The 16,832-nt window shown below is 51.6% G+C and carries 15 protein-coding genes, 2 tRNA genes and 1 pseudogene; all 18 read left to right on the top strand.

The window, feature by feature from the left end; genetic code table 11:
* Window positions 1–119: 119 nt before the first annotated feature.
* The 18 genes and pseudogenes from WG929_RS05580 (at window position 120) to kdsB (ending at window position 16,783) form a co-directional block, all read left to right on the top strand.
* Window positions 120–1,454, top strand: coding sequence for a Na(+)-translocating NADH-quinone reductase subunit A (locus tag WG929_RS05580; RefSeq protein WP_416205231.1), 1,335 nt, complete (start codon window positions 120–122; stop codon window positions 1,452–1,454).
* A 2-nt stretch (window positions 1,455–1,456) separates the two neighbouring features.
* Window positions 1,457–2,668 (top strand): NADH:ubiquinone reductase (Na(+)-transporting) subunit B, encoded by a 1,212-nt coding sequence (locus WG929_RS05575; protein WP_303431980.1) that lies wholly within the window; start codon window positions 1,457–1,459, stop codon window positions 2,666–2,668.
* Window positions 2,658–3,455: a Na(+)-translocating NADH-quinone reductase subunit C gene (locus WG929_RS05570; protein ID WP_416205230.1), complete on the top strand. Its 798-nt coding sequence runs from the start codon at window positions 2,658–2,660 to the stop codon at window positions 3,453–3,455. Before WG929_RS05575 ends, WG929_RS05570 begins: the two co-directional genes overlap by 11 nt.
* A 1-nt stretch (window position 3,456) precedes the next feature.
* Window positions 3,457–4,119 carry an NADH:ubiquinone reductase (Na(+)-transporting) subunit D gene (locus WG929_RS05565; protein ID WP_416205229.1) on the top strand — a complete coding sequence of 221 codons (663 nt, stop codon included), beginning with the start codon at window positions 3,457–3,459 and terminating at the stop codon, window positions 4,117–4,119.
* Window positions 4,119–4,733 (top strand): NADH:ubiquinone reductase (Na(+)-transporting) subunit E, encoded by a 615-nt coding sequence (gene nqrE / locus WG929_RS05560; RefSeq protein WP_416205228.1) that lies wholly within the window; start codon window positions 4,119–4,121, stop codon window positions 4,731–4,733. Before WG929_RS05565 ends, nqrE begins: the two co-directional genes overlap by 1 nt.
* Before the next feature lie 12 nt (window positions 4,734–4,745).
* Window positions 4,746–5,969: an NADH:ubiquinone reductase (Na(+)-transporting) subunit F gene (gene nqrF / locus WG929_RS05555; protein WP_416205227.1), complete on the top strand. Its 1,224-nt coding sequence runs from the start codon at window positions 4,746–4,748 to the stop codon at window positions 5,967–5,969.
* Window positions 5,970–6,225: 256 nt separating this feature from the next.
* A complete protein-coding gene (locus WG929_RS05550) occupies window positions 6,226–7,407 on the top strand; it encodes an acyl-CoA desaturase (RefSeq protein ID WP_416205226.1) in 1,182 nt (393 codons plus the stop codon).
* A gap of 214 nt (window positions 7,408–7,621) precedes the next feature.
* Window positions 7,622–8,296, top strand: a complete 675-nt coding sequence (locus WG929_RS05545) for an SDR family oxidoreductase (RefSeq protein ID WP_416205225.1) — start codon at window positions 7,622–7,624, stop codon at window positions 8,294–8,296.
* A 79-nt stretch (window positions 8,297–8,375) separates the two neighbouring features.
* Window positions 8,376–8,744 carry a hypothetical protein gene (locus tag WG929_RS05540; protein WP_416205224.1) on the top strand — a complete coding sequence of 123 codons (369 nt, stop codon included), beginning with the start codon at window positions 8,376–8,378 and terminating at the stop codon, window positions 8,742–8,744.
* Between the two features lie 836 nt (window positions 8,745–9,580).
* On the top strand, window positions 9,581–10,960 hold the full coding sequence (locus tag WG929_RS05535; RefSeq protein ID WP_416205223.1) for a capsular polysaccharide export protein, LipB/KpsS family: 1,380 nt from the start codon (window positions 9,581–9,583) through the stop codon (window positions 10,958–10,960).
* Between the two features lie 166 nt (window positions 10,961–11,126).
* A pseudogene (locus tag WG929_RS05530) lies at window positions 11,127–11,765 on the top strand (methyl-accepting chemotaxis protein); the annotation flags it as partial.
* Between the two features lie 117 nt (window positions 11,766–11,882).
* The gene (locus WG929_RS05525; protein ID WP_416205308.1) at window positions 11,883–12,221 is read left to right on the top strand and encodes a CZB domain-containing protein; all 339 of its coding nucleotides are present in this window, start codon (window positions 11,883–11,885) and stop codon (window positions 12,219–12,221) included.
* Window positions 12,222–12,298: 77 nt separating this feature from the next.
* Window positions 12,299–13,819, top strand: coding sequence for a glutamate--tRNA ligase (gene gltX, locus WG929_RS05520; protein WP_416205222.1), 1,521 nt, complete (start codon window positions 12,299–12,301; stop codon window positions 13,817–13,819).
* A gap of 108 nt (window positions 13,820–13,927) precedes the next feature.
* A tRNA-Ala gene (locus WG929_RS05515) sits at window positions 13,928–14,003 on the top strand.
* A gap of 15 nt (window positions 14,004–14,018) precedes the next feature.
* Window positions 14,019–14,094, top strand: a tRNA-Glu gene (locus tag WG929_RS05510).
* A gap of 251 nt (window positions 14,095–14,345) precedes the next feature.
* Window positions 14,346–14,912 carry a KdsC family phosphatase gene (locus tag WG929_RS05505; RefSeq protein ID WP_416205221.1) on the top strand — a complete coding sequence of 189 codons (567 nt, stop codon included), beginning with the start codon at window positions 14,346–14,348 and terminating at the stop codon, window positions 14,910–14,912.
* Window positions 14,912–15,919, top strand: a complete 1,008-nt coding sequence (locus WG929_RS05500; protein WP_416205220.1) for an NAD-dependent epimerase — start codon at window positions 14,912–14,914, stop codon at window positions 15,917–15,919. The genes WG929_RS05505 and WG929_RS05500 overlap by 1 nt, the downstream gene beginning before the upstream one ends.
* A gap of 87 nt (window positions 15,920–16,006) precedes the next feature.
* Window positions 16,007–16,783 carry a 3-deoxy-manno-octulosonate cytidylyltransferase gene (gene kdsB / locus WG929_RS05495; protein ID WP_416205219.1) on the top strand — a complete coding sequence of 259 codons (777 nt, stop codon included), beginning with the start codon at window positions 16,007–16,009 and terminating at the stop codon, window positions 16,781–16,783.
* The last annotated feature ends 49 nt before the right edge of the window (window positions 16,784–16,832 follow it).

The raw sequence follows: 16,832 nt of genomic DNA, 5'->3' as shown, positions 1-16,832 counted from the left end.
CAATGCAAATTGCAAGTAATACGGGCCTGCTTCCGATGTCAACGATGATTTTGGCGGCATTTTCGTGTGTTTGTGTTGAGGATCTGGCACGTCGGCACTCATGTGATTAGGCGAGGCATATGATCAAAATTAAAAAAGGTCTCGACTTACCTATCACCGGAATTCCTGAGCAAACCATCACACCGGGCCAGAATGTAACGGAAGTTGCGATACTGGGCGCGGACTATGTTGGTATGAAGCCAACGATGGCTGTTCAGGAAGGTGATTTGGTTAAGAAGGGGCAAGTCCTATTTACAGACAAGAAAACCGAAGGTGTGCAGTTCACCTCACCGGTTGCGGGTGTGGTCCGGGCGATTAATCGCGGAGATCGGCGCAAATTCTTGTCAATTGTTATCAAAATTGAAGGTTCCGCTGAAAAAACCTTTGATAGCTATCCAGTGGATGCTCTGCCATCCCTGTCTGCAGCGGATGTCCAGGCCAATCTGGTAAATTCCGGTCTGTGGACGACTTTGCGTACCCGCCCATATTCTCGGGTGCCGGCGCTGGACAGCACGCCGGAAGCAATCTTTGTTAATGCCATGGATACCAATCCACTGGCGGCCAATCCGGAATTGATCATCGCTGAACAGGCTGACGCGTTCAAAAATGGCATCCAGGTTTTGAATAACCTGACGGCTGGCAAGCTGTATGTGTGCAAGGCTGCGGGTGCCAATATTCCAGCAGCTGGTGTCGAGGTAGTGGAAGAGTTTGCCGGTGTTCATCCCGCAGGTCTGCCGGGTACCCATATCCATTTCCTGCACCCGGTAAATGAACATCGTACCGTCTGGACCATAGGTTATCAGGATGTGATTGCCGTCGGTATTCTGTTTACCACAGGCAAATTGTCTTCCGAACGTGTGGTCGCGCTGGCAGGCCCACAGGTTAAGCAGCCGCGTCTGGTTCGTACTCTGGTGGGTGCCAGCTTGCAGCAGTTGACCGCTGGCGAACTGGTGGATGATGAGAATCGTATTGTTACTGGTTCGGTGTTTGGTGGGCGTACGGCTGAAGGGGATGAAGCCTTTCTGGGCCGTTACCACAATCAGGTCAGTGTACTGCGCGAAGGGCGTGAACGGCCGTTGTTGCATTACCTGACACCGGGCGCCAATCGTTTTTCTGTGATGCCGATTTACCTGTCCAATCTGATGAAGAAAACGTTCCCGTTCTCAACCTCTACCAACGGCAGTGAGCGTGCCATGGTGCCCGTGGGTGCCTATGAACGCATTATGCCGCTGGATATGCTGCCGACTCAGTTGTTGCGCGCATTGATCGTTGAAGATATGGAATCGGCCGTTGCGCTGGGTGCGCTGGAGCTGGATGAAGAAGATCTGGCTCTGTGTTCTTTTGTTTGCCCTGGCAAATATGAGTACGGCCCGATCCTGCGTAAAAATCTTACTCGAATTGAGGCGGAGGGCTGATTATGGGTCTGCGAACTATGCTCGATAACTTGGCGCCTTTGTTTGAGAAGGGCGGCAAGTACGAAAAGATGTACCCGCTGTATGAGGCGGTTGATACCGGTCTGTTTTCTCCCCCGAATGTGACCAACAACACCGCACATGTGCGTGATGGCATTGACCTTAAACGTATCATGATCACGGTATGGGTCTGTACCTTTCCGGCGATGCTGTTTGGTATGTACAACATTGGCTTGCAGGCGAACGAAGCCATGGCAGCCGGTGCCGGTACCGTCATTGAAGGATGGCGCGAGTTTCTGATCGTATTGCTGGGCGGTGGTGCTCACGATGCGGCCAGCTTCTGGGATAACTTTGTTTTTGGCGCTGCTTATTTCCTGCCTGTTTACGCTACGGTCTTTATTGTGGGCGGTTTCTGGGAGGTGTTGTTTGCCACCATTCGTCGCCACGAAGTCAACGAAGGTTTTTTTGTGACTTCCGTGCTGTTTGCTCTGACCTTGCCCCCCAGCATTCCGCTGTGGCAGGTGGCTCTGGGCATTTCGTTTGGTGTTGTGATCGGCAAGGAAGTGTTCGGTGGTACGGGCAAAAACTTCCTCAACCCGGCACTGACGGGTCGTGCTTTCCTGTTTTTTGCTTACCCGGCTAATATGTCAGGTAATGCGGTATGGACGGCAGCCGATGGCTTTACCGGTGCGACAGCATTGAGTAATGCGGCTGAAGGCGGCGTACAAGCTATTATTGATGCGGGTGTTAGCTGGAGTGATGCATTCTTCGGCACTATCCAGGGCTCCATGGGTGAAACCAGTACGCTGGCGATCCTGTTGGGTGGTGTGGTGCTGCTGGTGATGAACATTGCTGCGTGGCGTATTGTCGCGGGTGTGTTTGGCGGCATGGTGGTTTTCAGTCTGTTGCTGAATATGATTGGCTCAGACACCAACTATATGTTTGCCCTGCCGTGGTACTGGCATCTGGTCGTCGGTGGTTTTGCCTTTGGTATGATCTTTATGGCGACCGATCCAGTATCCGCTTCTATGACCGATACCGGCAAATACGCTTTTGGTGCTTTGATCGGTTTTATGGTGGTGATGATTCGGGTGGTTAACCCGGCCTTCCCGGAAGGCATGATGCTGGCCATTTTGTTTGCCAACCTGTTTGCGCCACTGATCGACCATTTCGTAGTGCAGGCAAACATCAAGCGGAGGATCGCCCGTGTCAGCTAATAACGACAGCATTCAAAAAACTCTGACGGTTGCTATTTTGTTGTGCCTGGTGTGCTCGGTGATTGTTGCTGGTGCCGCAGTAGGTTTGCGTGGCAAACAGAATGAAAACAAAGCTAATGACAAAAAAATCGCGGTATTACAAGCTGCTGATTTGTATGTCGAAGGCCAGCCGGTAGCCGATCAGTTCAAACAGATCTCTACCCGTATCGTTAATCTGGAAGCGGGACGTTTTGCGACTGATGCAGAGCTGCAACAAATCCGTGCTGCCGGTTTGACGGTCGAAAACTTCGACCAGAAAAAATCGTCCAAAACGCCAGCGCTGTCTCGAGCCTTGTCTTCTGATGAAGACAAGGCCAGCATCAAGCGGCTGGAAAAATATGCGGCGGTCTTTATTGTCGGTGGTAGCGATCATATCGACAAGATTATCCTGCCGGTTCACGGCTATGGTCTGTGGTCTACCTTGTATGGCTTCCTGGCGCTGGAAGGCGATATGGATACCATCGTTGGTTTGGGTTTCTATTCTCATGCAGAAACCCCGGGACTGGGTGGTGAAGTCGATAACCCCAAGTGGAAATCACTTTGGGTGGGTAAAAAAGTCTTTAATGATCAAGGCGATGTCGGAATCCGTGTCGTAAAAGGTGGTGCCGAAGCCGGCAACCCTTATCAGGTTGATGGCTTGTCCGGTGCTACCTTGACCAGCCGTGGTGTCAGCAATCTGGTACGTTTCTGGGTTGGTGGCAAAGGCTTTGGCGAATTGCTGAACAAACTGAAAGGACAGGGGGCGTAATATGTCTGATCTGAAGAAAGTTCTTACCGAACCGCTTTTCAGCGCAAACCCGATTGCAGTTCAGATTCTGGGTATTTGTTCTGCGCTGGCAGTAACGACCAGCCTGAACGTAACATTGGTTATGTGTCTGGCGCTGACCTCGGTAACAGCGTGTTCCAACTTTGGTATTGCGCTGATCCGTCATCATATTCCAAACAATATTCGAATCATCGTACAGATGATCATTATTGCTTCACTGGTAATCGTGGTGGATCAGATCCTCAAGGCGTACGCCTATGAAGTCAGCAAGCAGTTGTCGGTGTTTGTTGGTCTGATCATTACCAACTGTATCGTGATGGGACGCGCGGAAGCCTTCGCGATGAAAAATGGCCCAGTGCTGAGTTTCTTTGATGGTATCGGGAATGGTCTTGGCTATTCCGTGATTCTGGTATCCGTTGCGACTGTGCGTGAGCTGTTTGGTTCTGGCAAGCTGTTTGGTTTTGAAATCCTGCCGCTGATTCAGGATGGTGGCTGGTATCAGTCCAACGGCCTGCTGCTGCTGCCGCCGTCCGCCTTCTTTATTATTGGTGGTTTCATCTGGATTCTGCGTACTGTGAAGACCGAACAGGTCGAAGCACCAGATTTCAAAATCTTGCCTAACACTGAACACTCAGGAGGTCACTGATGGAACACTATATCAGTTTGTTCGTTAAGTCCGTCTTTGTGGAGAACATGGCGCTGTCGTTCTTCCTCGGAATGTGCACCTTCCTGGCGATCTCCAAGAAAATTCAAACGGCGATTGGTCTGGGTGTTGCGGTTATCGTGGTGCTGGGTATTACCACACCGGTTAACAACCTGATTTATACTTACTTACTTAAAGAAGGTGCGTTGACCTGGATTTCCAGCGATTTTGCTGCGGTTGATCTGAGCTTCCTGGGCTTACTGACCTATATCGGTGTGATTGCCGCTATGGTTCAGATCCTGGAAATGGTGCTGGATAAATATGTACCGGCTTTATATAACGCGTTGGGTGTATTCCTGCCGCTGATCACGGTGAACTGCGCCATCATGGGTGCTGCCTTGTTTATGGTAGAGCGTGACTACAACTTTGGTGAAAGTACCGTATTCGGTATTGGTGCCGGTGCAGGTTGGGCGTTGGCTATTGCTGCTTTGGCAGGCATTCGTGAAAAACTGAAGTACAGCGATGTGCCAGCAGGTCTGCAAGGTCTGGGTATTACCTTTATGACTGTAGGTCTGATGTCTCTTGGCTTCATGTCCTTCTCTGGCGTATCACTGTAAGGAGACGAAGTTTTGGATATTGAAATTATTCTGGGCGTAGTGATGTTCACCGTGATTGTATTGTCACTGGTGTTCATCATTCTAGGCGCTCGCTCTCGGCTGGTTAGCTCGGGTGATGTAACCATCATGATCAACGGCGAGCGGGAAGTAAAAACCGAAGCCGGTGGCAAGCTGTTGCAGACACTGGCGGCCAATAACATCTTCCTGTCGTCGGCTTGTGGTGGTGGTGGTACTTGCGCACAGTGCAAATGCAAGGTGACTGACGGCGGTGGCGAAATGCTGCCAACCGAAGCTGCTCACTTTACCAAGGGTGAAGCCCGTGAAGGCTGGCGCTTGTCGTGCCAAACACCGGTGAAGCAGGACATGGTGGTTGAGGTTCCTGAAGAAGTGTTCGGCGTGAAGAAGTGGGAAACAACCGTTGTTTCCAACCCCAATATGGCGACCTTTATCAAGGAATTGACGCTGGCGTTGCCAGAAGGCGAAAACGTTGACTTCCGTGCCGGTGGTTACGTTCAGCTGGAATGCCCACCGTACGAGATTGACTTCGCTGACTTCGATATTGAAGAACAATATCGTGGTGACTGGGAGCGTTTTGGCTTCTTCGACATCAAGGCAGTGAACAAGGAAGACACTATTCGTGCCTATTCCATGGCTAACTACCCTGAAGAAAAAGGTCTGGTGAAGTTCAATATCCGTATTGCAACACCACCTCCGGGTTCTCAGGGTATTCAGCCTGGCATCATGTCGACCTTCGTCTTTAACCTGAAGCCAGGTGACAAGGTGACGGTATACGGGCCGTTTGGTGAATTCTTCGCTCGTGATACTGACGCCGAAATGGTCTTTATCGGTGGTGGTGCGGGTATGGCACCGATGCGCTCCCATATCTTTGACCAGCTCAAGCGTTTGCATTCCAAGCGCAAGATCAGCTTCTGGTACGGCGCGCGCTCATTACGCGAACTGTTTTACCAGGAAGAGTACGACAAGCTGGCAGAAGAGAATGATAACTTCGAATGGCACGTGGCGATGTCTGATCCACTGCCAGAAGATAACTGGACGGGTCTGACCGGCTTTATCCATAATGTACTGTACGAGCAGTACCTCAAGGATCATGCTGCGCCAGAAGATTGCGAGTACTACATGTGTGGGCCGCCAATCATGAACCAGTCTGTGATTAACATGCTGCTTTCTCTGGGTGTTGAACCTGATAACATCATGCTGGACGACTTCGGTGGTTAATCACTGATACGTTCTGAAAAGCCGTGCAATATGCGCGGCTTTTTTATGCCCGTATTTATGCTGATTATGACTAAAGTTGTATATGATCATGAACGGTGTCCGGTTTGGGCTGTCTTTCAGAGAGTAGAACAGCCGGTCTTTCCGAACCTTTTGAAATTTCTTGCCGTATTCCACCGAAGGCGCATGTCGGATTACGCAATCCTGGTTTAGTATGAATACTTCTGTTACTGCGTCGATTGTCACAAGAAAGAGTACTATGAGCCAAAACGACCAAGCACAATCTGCTGCTGAGCAGCGTAAAAATAACAAGAAACCACCCATTTACTGGACACCCACCATTATGTTCAGTGTCAGCACACTGGGTGTACTGACATTGGTTCCCTGGTACGGATTCACCCATGGTTACGATACTTCGGCCTGGGTTGCCTATGTTGTCATTACCTGGTTAACCGGGATGGCGATCACGGGCGGTTACCACCGGCTCTGGTCACACAATGCCTACGATGCGCATTGGGCGCTACGCATCTGGTACGCCCTGTGGGGGGCATCGGCATTACAGAATACTGTGTTGGAATGGTGTTCTGGTCATCGCAAGCACCATCGCCATGTGGATGATGTTGACCAGGATCCATACTCCGCCAAACGCGGTTTGTGGTTTTCTCATATCGGCTGGATGCTGCGAGAATGGCCAGCGGGTAAAACAGATTACGCCAATGTGAAAAACCTGCTGAAAGATCCGATTGTCATGTGGCAAGACAAGTACTACGTCTGGATCGTGCTGGCCATGAACGTTGGTCTGCCCGTGGTGCTCGGACTGATGTTTGGCGACGTCTGGGGTATGCTGTTGCTGGCGGGGCTGCTGCGTTTGTTTACCACTCATCATGTCACTTTCTTTATTAACTCCATCGCCCATAAATGGGGTTCGCAGCCTTATACCGACGAAAATACCGCGCGAGACAATCCGTTTTTTGCCTTTCTGACTCACGGTGAGGGTTACCACAACTACCACCATATTTTTCAGAACGACTATCGTAACGGCATCCGCTGGTATCACTGGGATCCGACCAAATGGTTTATCCAGGCCTGTTCCTGGGTCGGGCTGGCCTCGAATCTGAGAACCGTGTCCAACTTTAAAATCCAGCGCGCCAAAATCCAGATGCAGTTCAAGCGTGCCAAGGAAGAACTGGCCTTGCGTCAACTTAAAGAGGCCGATCACCAGCGTTGGAGTGAGGTGCTGGAAAAAGAGTATGCCCAGTTCAAGGCCATGCTGAACGACTGGACCAGTCTGCAAGGTGAGCGTTACTCGAATACGCGCCAGTCACTGGCTTGTCGTTGGGAGAAGGCCGCGATCAGAACTCGTTATCAGGAATTGGAATATGCGCTCAGAATGCAACACAAGCGTATGCAGTTATTGATGGTGGAGCTGGCACCAGCCTAATCTGATCAGCCATTGATTAACCGAATAGATCCAGTGTGACTGTGCCAATTCATGCCTGCAGTCAACAGTAAAGCCACCGTCGGGTGGCTTTACTGTTTATAGAGCTCGGGACTGCGGTTCACAGTTATAAACACAGTAGCCATTGCATCCCGGAACAGCCCTTGGTTAGTATGGCGCGCAATGTTCCGATCAACAGTCCAGACAGGAGAAATACATGGCGAATGTACTGATTACCGGTGCCAATCGAGGCATAGGGCTGGAGCTGGTGCGCCATTTTTCCAGCCGTGGAGACCGCGTTATGGCTGTTTGCCGCGAATCATCCGAAGCGCTGGATACGCTCGCGGATCAGATTATTGCCGGTATCGATATGACCGACGCCGAAGCCGTTCAGGGTTTACAAACCATCGTTGCCGAGCTGCTGGATGGCGGGCCATTGGATATTCTGGTCAATAACGCGGGTATTTTTGAAAACGAAACGCTTGGGCAGATGGATTTTGAACAGATTCGCCGTCAATTTGAAGTGAATAGCTTGGCACCCTTGCATCTTGCTCACACCTTGCTGCCACTGATGAGCGCGGGCAGCAAAATTGCCAACATCGCCAGCCGTATGGGTTCCATGGCTGATAATAGTTCCGGTGGTTATTACGGTTACCGGGCATCCAAGGCGGCGCTTAACGCCTTCGGCAAAAGTCTGGCCGAAGACCTCAAGCCTCAAGGTATCGCCGTGGCTCAGCTACACCCCGGATTTGTGCAAACCCGGATGGTGAATTTTGCCGGTGATATCTCGCCACAACAGGCAGCGGAAGGATTGGTTGCCCGCATTGACGAATTGACGATTCATAACAGCGGTGGGTTCTGGCACGCCAATGGCCAGTCTTTGCCCTGGTAACATCCTTTATACAGACAGGCCGCTACAACACACAGCTACAACACACAGCTACAACACACAGTTACAATAGGAAATTTATATGGCAAATGCCCGTATCACCAAAAAATACCACACTCGTTATCTGGCCGATTTTTTTGTGGAGTGCACCCAGGTACAAGAGTGGGAAGAAAAACTCAAGGCGATGGGCCTGGAAGACAAAACAGATACTGCCGTTGACGGCTTTCCGGCCAGCTTTGAGCAGGAATTTCCTGAGATTATTGGCCTTGGATTACACTACTGCATTGAACGTGTAGAGCTGGCCGACATTCCCCGCGCCGCCTCCTGCTGGTGGCCCATCGATGATGCGACCCAGTACTTTATGTGTTATCCCGCCGATTTTCCGCAAAGCGCTGTGTATATGGCCATCGACTTTGATGAAGCGGGCCATGATTGCGGTCACAGTCACTAAGAGAAAACCAGCTTCTTCGCAGTCGAGCAGCCCCAAGCCCGATAGGTTGCGACGTCCTGCTTGATACACTCTCGTCGGCTGACTTGAACGGCCAGCCGTGTGCCTGAATAAGCATTTCATCACGCTCTCTTCATTTATTGAGGAAAGGCTGGCAGAGTTTTCAGCCGCTTGCGGAACTGTTTGGTTCACTGGTCATCAGTTGCAGATGGTCTGTGGTTCTGAATCTGTGGGATGGGTGTTTAAGCCGTTATGGTGTTAATCCAGTGGGAACATCTATTTAATCCGGTGCTCACTCTGGGCTACCGGACGGTTTCGAATCACGAAGCCGACTTGCAGGCCTGACGGGTCTCGTCAAACGGCGGCGACACAGCGTCGAGATCATCCGGCAGTCCCCGCAGGGAGCGGGTTGCGTGAACCTATGTGTCTATTGGTGCCTTTTTGTTTTTGTTGGATCTGGCATTCTCTGTTTTGTCCTGAGTTGCTGTATCGTTTAAGGCAATCTGTTGATGTTTGGCGCAGAAAGAGGCTAAAGAGGCTTCAGGTTTTTTAGTACAAGGGTTCTTGGTGTTGAAAACATTATTTTTGCACGGTAATTGCATCTTACCTGTATGGCTGGATTTGGCCGTTTGGGATGTTGATTTGGATCACAGATAATCCAGCTTGCAGCTGCATTGCCCCATTTTGGGGAGAATGAAGTCGCCAAGTCTGTTGTTTGGTCTAGTCTTGATTCTGGCAGAGTTCGGACTAAGCTGACGTTTACGTCTGGATGTATTTTGTTGGTTCATGCCGTTAAATAGTATTGCAAAGGTGAGATTTATTGGTATGGAGCCAATTCGATGAAAGTTGTTACGGATAACACATCGCAGTTGCGCCAGTCGTTGACGCTACTGGATCAATTGTCCAGTGCGGGGAGTGGCTCCTGTAGCAAAGGTCGTTCTGTTTCGGGCAGGGTCTTGCTGTTGCAGGGGCCTGTTGGGCCATTTTTCAAACGGCTGCAACGTCATTTCGCGGCAGAAGGTATGGATGTGTGGCGGGTGTGTTTCAATCCCGGCGATTTACTGTATTCCTGTCCTGAAAATCGCATTTATTTTCGTGGTGGTTTTGCTGATTGGCGTCGTTGGCTGAGGGAGTTCCTTGGCTCTTCTCGCCCTGACGTCATCGTACTGTTTGGTTCTGAGCGTCCGGCTCATCGTATTGCCAGACAACTGGCAGGGCGCTTGGGTATTCGGGTGCTGTCTCTCGAGGAAGGTTATATTCGTCCAGGTTTCATAACCGTGGAAGAGAGTGGCAATAATGCCAGCTCACCTTTAGCGGGTGTTCTGCCAGAGGTCTCGCTCAAACCTTGCGATGAACCGCCCGAAGTGGGTACACATTACAAAAGTCTGGGACGCATGAGCAGTTATGGCGCGGTGTACTATGGCATCCGTTCATTGCTGAGTATTGGCCGTCAGAAACAGCTCTATCATCGACGGTTTGAGCTGCTGCAGGAGTGTTTTTGCTGGGGTCGGAACGTCTATCGCCGTTTTGCTGGTCAGGGGAAGAATTTTACGATTATCCAGGGCTTGCTGGAGCACTGGGATAGGCGTTTTTTCCTGGTGCCATTACAGGTTTCTGCAGATTCTAATATGCAGGCGGCCGCGCTGGGCTGGAATTCGATACGCCTGATCTCAACATCGATGCGCTCATTTGCGGCGGCGGCTCCATTACATACCCGCCTGGTTTTTAAAATACATCCCCTGGAACGGGGTCACTGTGATTACTTGTCATTCATTCATGAGGAAGCACAGCGGCTGGGTGTTTCGGATCGTGTCGATATTATCGATACCGGTTCCTTGGGTTTATTAGCCCGGCATGCAGCAGGCATGATTACGATAAACAGTACTTCGGGTTTGTCGGCCATTCATCACGGTATCCCCTTGCTGGTTATCGGTAAGGCTGTTTACGCCAACCCGGTGTTGGCGGTCTGTGCCCATGGCCAGCCCGATTTTGATCACTTTTGGGCCTGTCGTCATATTGCTGCGCCAGCGGTTCGGCGTCGCTATCTTGAATGGTTGAAGCGGGAGGCTTTGGTTGCGGGTGATTTTTACGTGGAAGAAGGTATGAAGCAGGCCTGTCAGGGGTTGTCAGAGAAAGTATTGGTGCACTCTCTGGATGAATCTGCAGAGGTGGTTACGATGTCCATAGAACCAGAAACCCGTCGGGCTTCTGTAGTATAGAAGCCTATCTAACCGGTCTTTCAGACCAGTCTTATATTCCTGTGATCTTGTTGTTGCTGCTCCTGCTGTCCGGCAGGGCAGGCCCGTTTGCAAGTGGAATTCCCATCATTTCTGAAACCATGAACTAGACTTCAGTGACGTACGTACCGTTCACAGGAATGCAGCCATGTTTGGAAGTTCTCGTCGTCTGGCAGATGCCAGTGAAGCTATTTTGAAATTGGAGCGGGAGAGGGAAGCCCTGCTCCAACAGGTGCGCCAACTCCAGTCTGAGTCGTCTGCTGCCAAAGCGGCGCTTGCGCAACGTGAAGACGATGTCGCCCGGTTGGGGTGTGTGGATTTATGGTTGGGTGGCAGTACACAGTTTGGTGAAGTAGGTCAAATGATGGCGACTACCGAGCGGGAATTGTTGGACGCTTCAGCTGGTGCGCAATCCTCCCGCATGGCTGGTGGCGGAGTGCGGGCCTCGCTGGACTCTGTAACGGCTGAGCTTGATGATATTCGCAGTCAGTCGATACATGCTGCCGAGTCGGTGTCGGGGCTGAAGCAGGTTGCTGCAGGAATCGCCAATTTTGTGGGTTTGATTCAGGGAATTTCCGAGCAGACCAATTTATTGGCTCTGAATGCTGCCATTGAAGCAGCCCGTGCGGGCGAGCAGGGACGTGGTTTTGCCGTGGTGGCGGATGAAGTCCGGACGCTGGCTGGTAGAACAGCGGAGGCGACTCAGGAAATCGGCACTCTGATCAAGCAGATAAGCAGCGAGGTTGATCAGGTTTCTGTGCAGATATCGTCGGTGGGGGAGCATGGAAATAACCTTGTCAGAGAGGTGGCTTCCCTGGCTGATCAGCTGACTCAGCTGGAAGACAATTCTGCCGTCGCAGTCCGGGTGTTAAAAAATAGCAGTGATGGCGCATTTCTGGAATCGATGGCGCTTGATCACTTGATTTGGAAAAACGATATTTACAAGGCCGTTTTGAAACCGGATGCGGCTCAGCTTGGAAGTCAGGCAGATCCTGTCGAATGTCGCCTAAGTCGCTGGTTGAAAGAGGGTGGCGGGAAACGTCATATGGCCGGGAATGGGCCATCTGACCGTATATCGGTACCGCATCAGGCATTTCATCAAAGTGGGATGGCAGTTCTGGATGCGCTAAAGCGATCGAATGTGACGGAGGTTAAATCCCGGTTGCTGAAAATGGAGCAGTCTTCCGAGCAGCTGATGGGCCATATGAGGTCGTTGTCAGAAACGATCGCTAACGGCCGTTGAATCTGTCAACAATCCGTGCCAGCGGCAGCTGATTTCTCTATAATCCCGGCCGAATTCATCTGGTTTTGAGAGACATCATGACAGTCCGCACCCGAGTTGCGCCTTCTCCAACGGGCGATCCGCACGTTGGTACCGCTTATATTGCACTCTTCAATCTTGCCTTTGCCCGCCAGCATGGCGGTCAGTTCCTGCTGCGTATTGAAGACACCGATCAGCAGCGCAGCACGCCGGAGTCCGAGCAAGCCATCCTGGATAGTTTGCGTTGGTTGGGTCTGGAGTGGGATGAGGGTCCGGATGTGGGTGGCCCGCATGGGCCTTATCGTCAGAGCGAGCGCGGTGATATCTACCTCAGTCATGTGCAGCAGCTGCTGGACAAAGGATGTGCGTTCAAGTGCTACCGCACCACGGCAGAGCTGAATGAATTGCGCATTCGTCGTGAAGCCGAAGGTAAAAATACAGCCTTAAAAGCATCAGACCTGGAATTGCCTGCGGAAGAAGTGGCTCGTCGTGAAGCCGAGGGCGCTCCCTTTGTTATTCGTATGCGGGTGCCGGAAGAGGGTATCTGTGTCGTCAATGATATGCTGCGTGGCCCAATCGAACTGGATCTGGCCCAGGTAGATGCCCAGATTTTGCTGAAGTCTGACGGTATGCCAACCTATCACCTTGCCAATGTGGTGGATGACCACCTGATGGCAATTACCCACGTGATTCGTGGTGAAGAGTGGATCAACTCGGCACCCAAACACAAATTGCTGTATGAATATTTTGGTTGGGAAATGCCGCAGTTATGTCATATGCCACTGTTGCGTAATCCGGATAAAACCAAACTGAGTAAGCGCAAAAACCCGACCTCCATTATGTTTTATGAGCGTATGGGCTTTATGCCGGAGGCTTTGCTCAATTATCTGGGGCGTATGGGCTGGTCGATGCCCGACGAGCGCGAACAGTTCAGTCGTGATGAGATGTTCGCCAACTTTGATATTCAGCGTGTTTCCCTGGGCGGCCCGGTGTTTGATGTCGACAAGCTGCGTTGGCTGAACAGCTTGTGGTTGCGCGCCTTGTCGCCGGAAGCGTTCTGTGAAAAATTCGCCAGTTGGGGTTTGCGTGCCGAAAACATGTTACCGCTGGTGCCCCATGTACAGCCTCGTGTTGACGTGTTCTCGGATGTCGTGCCTTTGGCTGGGCATTTTCTGGCGGGATTGCCAATGGTGACGGCCGAGCAGTTCGAGCATAAGGCCTACGATGAAGAAAAGCGCTTGCAGACCTTGCAGTTCGGTTTATGGCAGTTGGAAGCTATTCGTCATTGGGACAAGCCTGAAATAGAGCAACGTTTGTTTGCGCTGGCAGGGCAGTTGGAACTGAAAGTCCGTGATTTTCTGTTTCCATTTTTTATTGCGATTGCAGGCACCTCGTCAACGATCTCGGTACTGGATTCCATGGCGTTACTGGGGCCGGATATGAGTCGGGCGCGTTTACGGGTGGCGATTGATGTACTGGGTGGTGTTGGCAAGAAGCGGCTGAAGAAAATGGAGAAAGACTACTTCGTAGTGGCTCGTGCTATTGATCAGCAATTGGCAGACAAAATAGCCGGAGAATAAGCCGACCGTTGTGTGAATTTCAGTCTAAGTGGTTGTTTTTGCATTTATTTTAAAAAAGATGTTGACGGGCTTGGGGTCTCTAAGTAAGATGCGCACACGTTTTGAGACGGGGCCTTAGCTCAGCTGGGAGAGCGCAACACTGGCAGTGTTGAGGTCAGCGGTTCGATCCCGCTAGGCTCCACCAAACTCTCAAAAATGTGTCCCCATCGTCTAGAGGCCTAGGACACTGCCCTTTCACGGCGGCAACAGGGGTTCGAATCCCCTTGGGGATACCACTTATCGTGTGGTATCAGAAAAAAGCGGCAGTTAGCCGCTTTTTTTGTGCCTGTCATTTGGCGGATGTCCTTCCGCATGTTGATCGTTTGGATAACCTGTTGCGCTTTGCTTCTGTGGATTACACCGTCCTGGTGGCTGTGTGCGGTTGTTGCGGTTGCAGGGTACAATGCGGTTTGTTTGGCGATCATCTTGATCGCTTGGTCGGGTGTTGTCGCTAGTGAGCGGAAGGCACTTACACAGAGGAGTATTGATGTCCTGGATCAATCCGTTACCGGAAGCCCTTCAACAACGCGCCGCCAGGGTCAAGCTGGTGGTGTTTGATGTGGATGGCGTGTTAACCAATGGTACGCTGACCTACAGCGCCGATGGTGAGCTGGTCAAACACTTTAATGTGAAAGATGGTGTGGGCATCAAGTTGCTCGACAGTTTTGGTATCGCCACCGCGATTATTTCTGCCAAAAGCTCCGATGCGCTGGCAAGGCGTGCCCGTGATCTTGGCATTCGGCATTTTTACCCCGGTAGCAAAGATAAATGGCCCTGCCTGGAAGCCATGATGCAGCCGCTTGGCATTACCCCGGACGAGGTTTGTTACGTTGGTGATGATGTCATCGATCTGAAAGTGATGACCCGAGTCGGCTTTGCGGTAGCACCGGCTGATGCGTTCTGGATGGTGCAGGAACGCGCTGAGTACGTTACCCAGGCTGCTGGTGGCTGTGGGGTGGCGCGGGAAGTGGCAGACTTGGTGTTAGGCAGTCGAATGTTCCTGGAAGACGCCTATATCAAGGCAATGTTGCCCGAATTTGAGGTTCAGAAGTAATGAAGGCTTTGGTTACCGGCGTTGCCGGTTTTATTGGCTCTTACGTCGCCAAGCGACTGATTGCCAAAGGTTATGAAGTGGTCGGTATTGATAATCTGAACGACTACTATGATGTATCGCTAAAGCGCGCCCGTCTGGATTGGGTGCGCGAGCAAGGCAATTTTACCTTCGTTGCAATGGATCTGGCCGACAAGGCAGCGATGACGACGCTGTTTGATCAGCATCCGTTTGATCGGGTGGTGCATCTGGCGGCGCAGGCTGGAGTGCGTTATTCGATTGAGCACCCGGATGTGTATGTTGCCAGTAATCTGGTGGGATTCGTCAATATTCTTGAAGCCTGTCGGCATCAACAAACGCCGCATCTGGTGTTTGCGTCTTCCAGTTCAGTCTATGGGCTGAACAGCAAATTGCCGTTTGCGACCTCGGACAGTGTCGATCATCCTGTTTCCCTGTACGCCGCGACGAAAAAATCCAACGAACTGATGGCTCATACCTATGCCCATCTGTACGGCTTGCCGGTAACCGGTTTGCGCTTTTTTACCGTGTATGGTCCGTGGGGACGTCCGGATATGGCGGCCTGGGGCTTTACCAAAAATATTCTTGCTGGCAAAACCATCAACGTCTATAACCACGGCAAGATGCGTCGGGATTTCACCTATATCGATGATATTGTTGAAGGTGTGGTGCGGGTTATGGAGCGTATACCGGGTGGTGTTGAAGGCTGGACGGTTGAATCGGGCGATAAAAGCCGCAGTACGGCACCGTACAAGATTTACAATATCGGTAACCACAACAGTGTCGAGCTGGGGGAGTTTATCACCACGCTGGAAAGCGCCCTTGCTACCAAAGCCAATATCAATTACATGGATATGCAGCCGGGTGATGTCGTCGCGACGCATGCCAATGTGGATGACCTGATCGACGATGTTGATTTTGCACCGAATACGCGTCTGGTCGATGGGCTGGAGCGGTTTGTCAGCTGGTATCGTCAGTACCACGGTTTGTGACATTGTTCAAGGCTGCCGCTCTTGGTCATAGTCGTGATGGGCGGAAGCGCATGAACGTATTGGATACAGATATTGCGGATTAAGGTTATGAAAAACTACAAAATTGTTATTCCGGCACGCTACGCTTCCAGTCGTCTGCCTGGCAAGCCGCTGATCGAGTTGGCAGGCAAGCCGATGATTCAGCACGTGTACGAACGAGCGCTGGAAGCGGGTGTTGATGAGGTCGTGGTGGCTACGGATGACCAGCGTATTGCCGATGTTGCCTGCAGTTTTGGTGCTGATGTCGTGATGACTTCGGTCGATCATGAAAACGGGACTGAGCGCATCGCCGAAGTGGCCCGCCTGCGTGGCTGGGAAGACCACGACGTGATTGTAAACCTGCAAGGTGATGAGCCACTGATTCCACGGGAACTGATCGAGAAAACCGCTGCCAGTTTGCTGGATCGGCCGGAAGCCGGGATGAGCTCGCTGTGTACGCCGATTCACGACGACCACGATGCTTTCGATACCAATGTCGTCAAGGTGGTGTTGGATCGCGCCGGGTTTGCCATGTATTTCAGTCGCGCCAGCATTCCCTGGGATCGTGACGGCTATAAGACCAATCCCGGTGTGATGACAACCAAGCTGCCGCTCTATCGTCATTTGGGGATGTACGGTTACCGGGTGTCATTCCTGAAGCAGTACACCTCAATGGAACCTTGTGCCTTGGAAGGTGCCGAATCACTGGAGCAGCTCAGGGCACTTTGGTACGGCGTACGTATTCATCTGTCCGTGATTGATCAGCCACCAGGGCATGGTATCGACACGCCGGACGATGTGATGCGGGTAGAAAAGCTATTAGCGGCGATGTCGGTGAGCCAGTAGTCATCAGCGCCAAGTCCAACAGGCTCCTGGGTACAGTCTGTGATTGCGG

The organism is Oceanobacter antarcticus, from assembly GCF_044962685.1.
Classification (GTDB): Bacteria; Pseudomonadota; Gammaproteobacteria; order Pseudomonadales; family Oceanobacteraceae; genus Oceanobacter; species Oceanobacter antarcticus.
Note: the sequence above shows the minus strand (reverse complement) of the source record. Positions and strands in the feature narration are given on the sequence as shown.

Excerpts from the sequence above, each read along its gene's own strand:
- WG929_RS05580 (WP_416205231.1), top strand. The coding sequence starts at position 120 with ATGATCAAAATTAAAAAAGGTCTCGACTTACCTATCACCGGAATTCCT.
- WG929_RS05575 (WP_303431980.1), top strand. The coding sequence starts at position 1,457 with ATGGGTCTGCGAACTATGCTCGATAACTTGGCGCCTTTGTTTGAGAAG.
- WG929_RS05565 (WP_416205229.1), top strand. The coding sequence starts at position 3,457 with ATGTCTGATCTGAAGAAAGTTCTTACCGAACCGCTTTTCAGCGCAAAC.
- nqrE (WP_416205228.1), top strand. The coding sequence starts at position 4,119 with ATGGAACACTATATCAGTTTGTTCGTTAAGTCCGTCTTTGTGGAGAAC.
- WG929_RS05550 (WP_416205226.1), top strand. The coding sequence starts at position 6,226 with ATGAGCCAAAACGACCAAGCACAATCTGCTGCTGAGCAGCGTAAAAAT.
- WG929_RS05545 (WP_416205225.1), top strand. The coding sequence starts at position 7,622 with ATGGCGAATGTACTGATTACCGGTGCCAATCGAGGCATAGGGCTGGAG.
- WG929_RS05540 (WP_416205224.1), top strand. The coding sequence starts at position 8,376 with ATGGCAAATGCCCGTATCACCAAAAAATACCACACTCGTTATCTGGCC.
- WG929_RS05535 (WP_416205223.1), top strand. The coding sequence starts at position 9,581 with ATGAAAGTTGTTACGGATAACACATCGCAGTTGCGCCAGTCGTTGACG.
- WG929_RS05525 (WP_416205308.1), top strand. The coding sequence starts at position 11,883 with ATGGCGCTTGATCACTTGATTTGGAAAAACGATATTTACAAGGCCGTT.
- gltX (WP_416205222.1), top strand. The coding sequence starts at position 12,299 with ATGACAGTCCGCACCCGAGTTGCGCCTTCTCCAACGGGCGATCCGCAC.
- WG929_RS05505 (WP_416205221.1), top strand. The coding sequence starts at position 14,346 with ATGTCCTGGATCAATCCGTTACCGGAAGCCCTTCAACAACGCGCCGCC.
- WG929_RS05500 (WP_416205220.1), top strand. The coding sequence starts at position 14,912 with ATGAAGGCTTTGGTTACCGGCGTTGCCGGTTTTATTGGCTCTTACGTC.
- kdsB (WP_416205219.1), top strand. The coding sequence starts at position 16,007 with ATGAAAAACTACAAAATTGTTATTCCGGCACGCTACGCTTCCAGTCGT.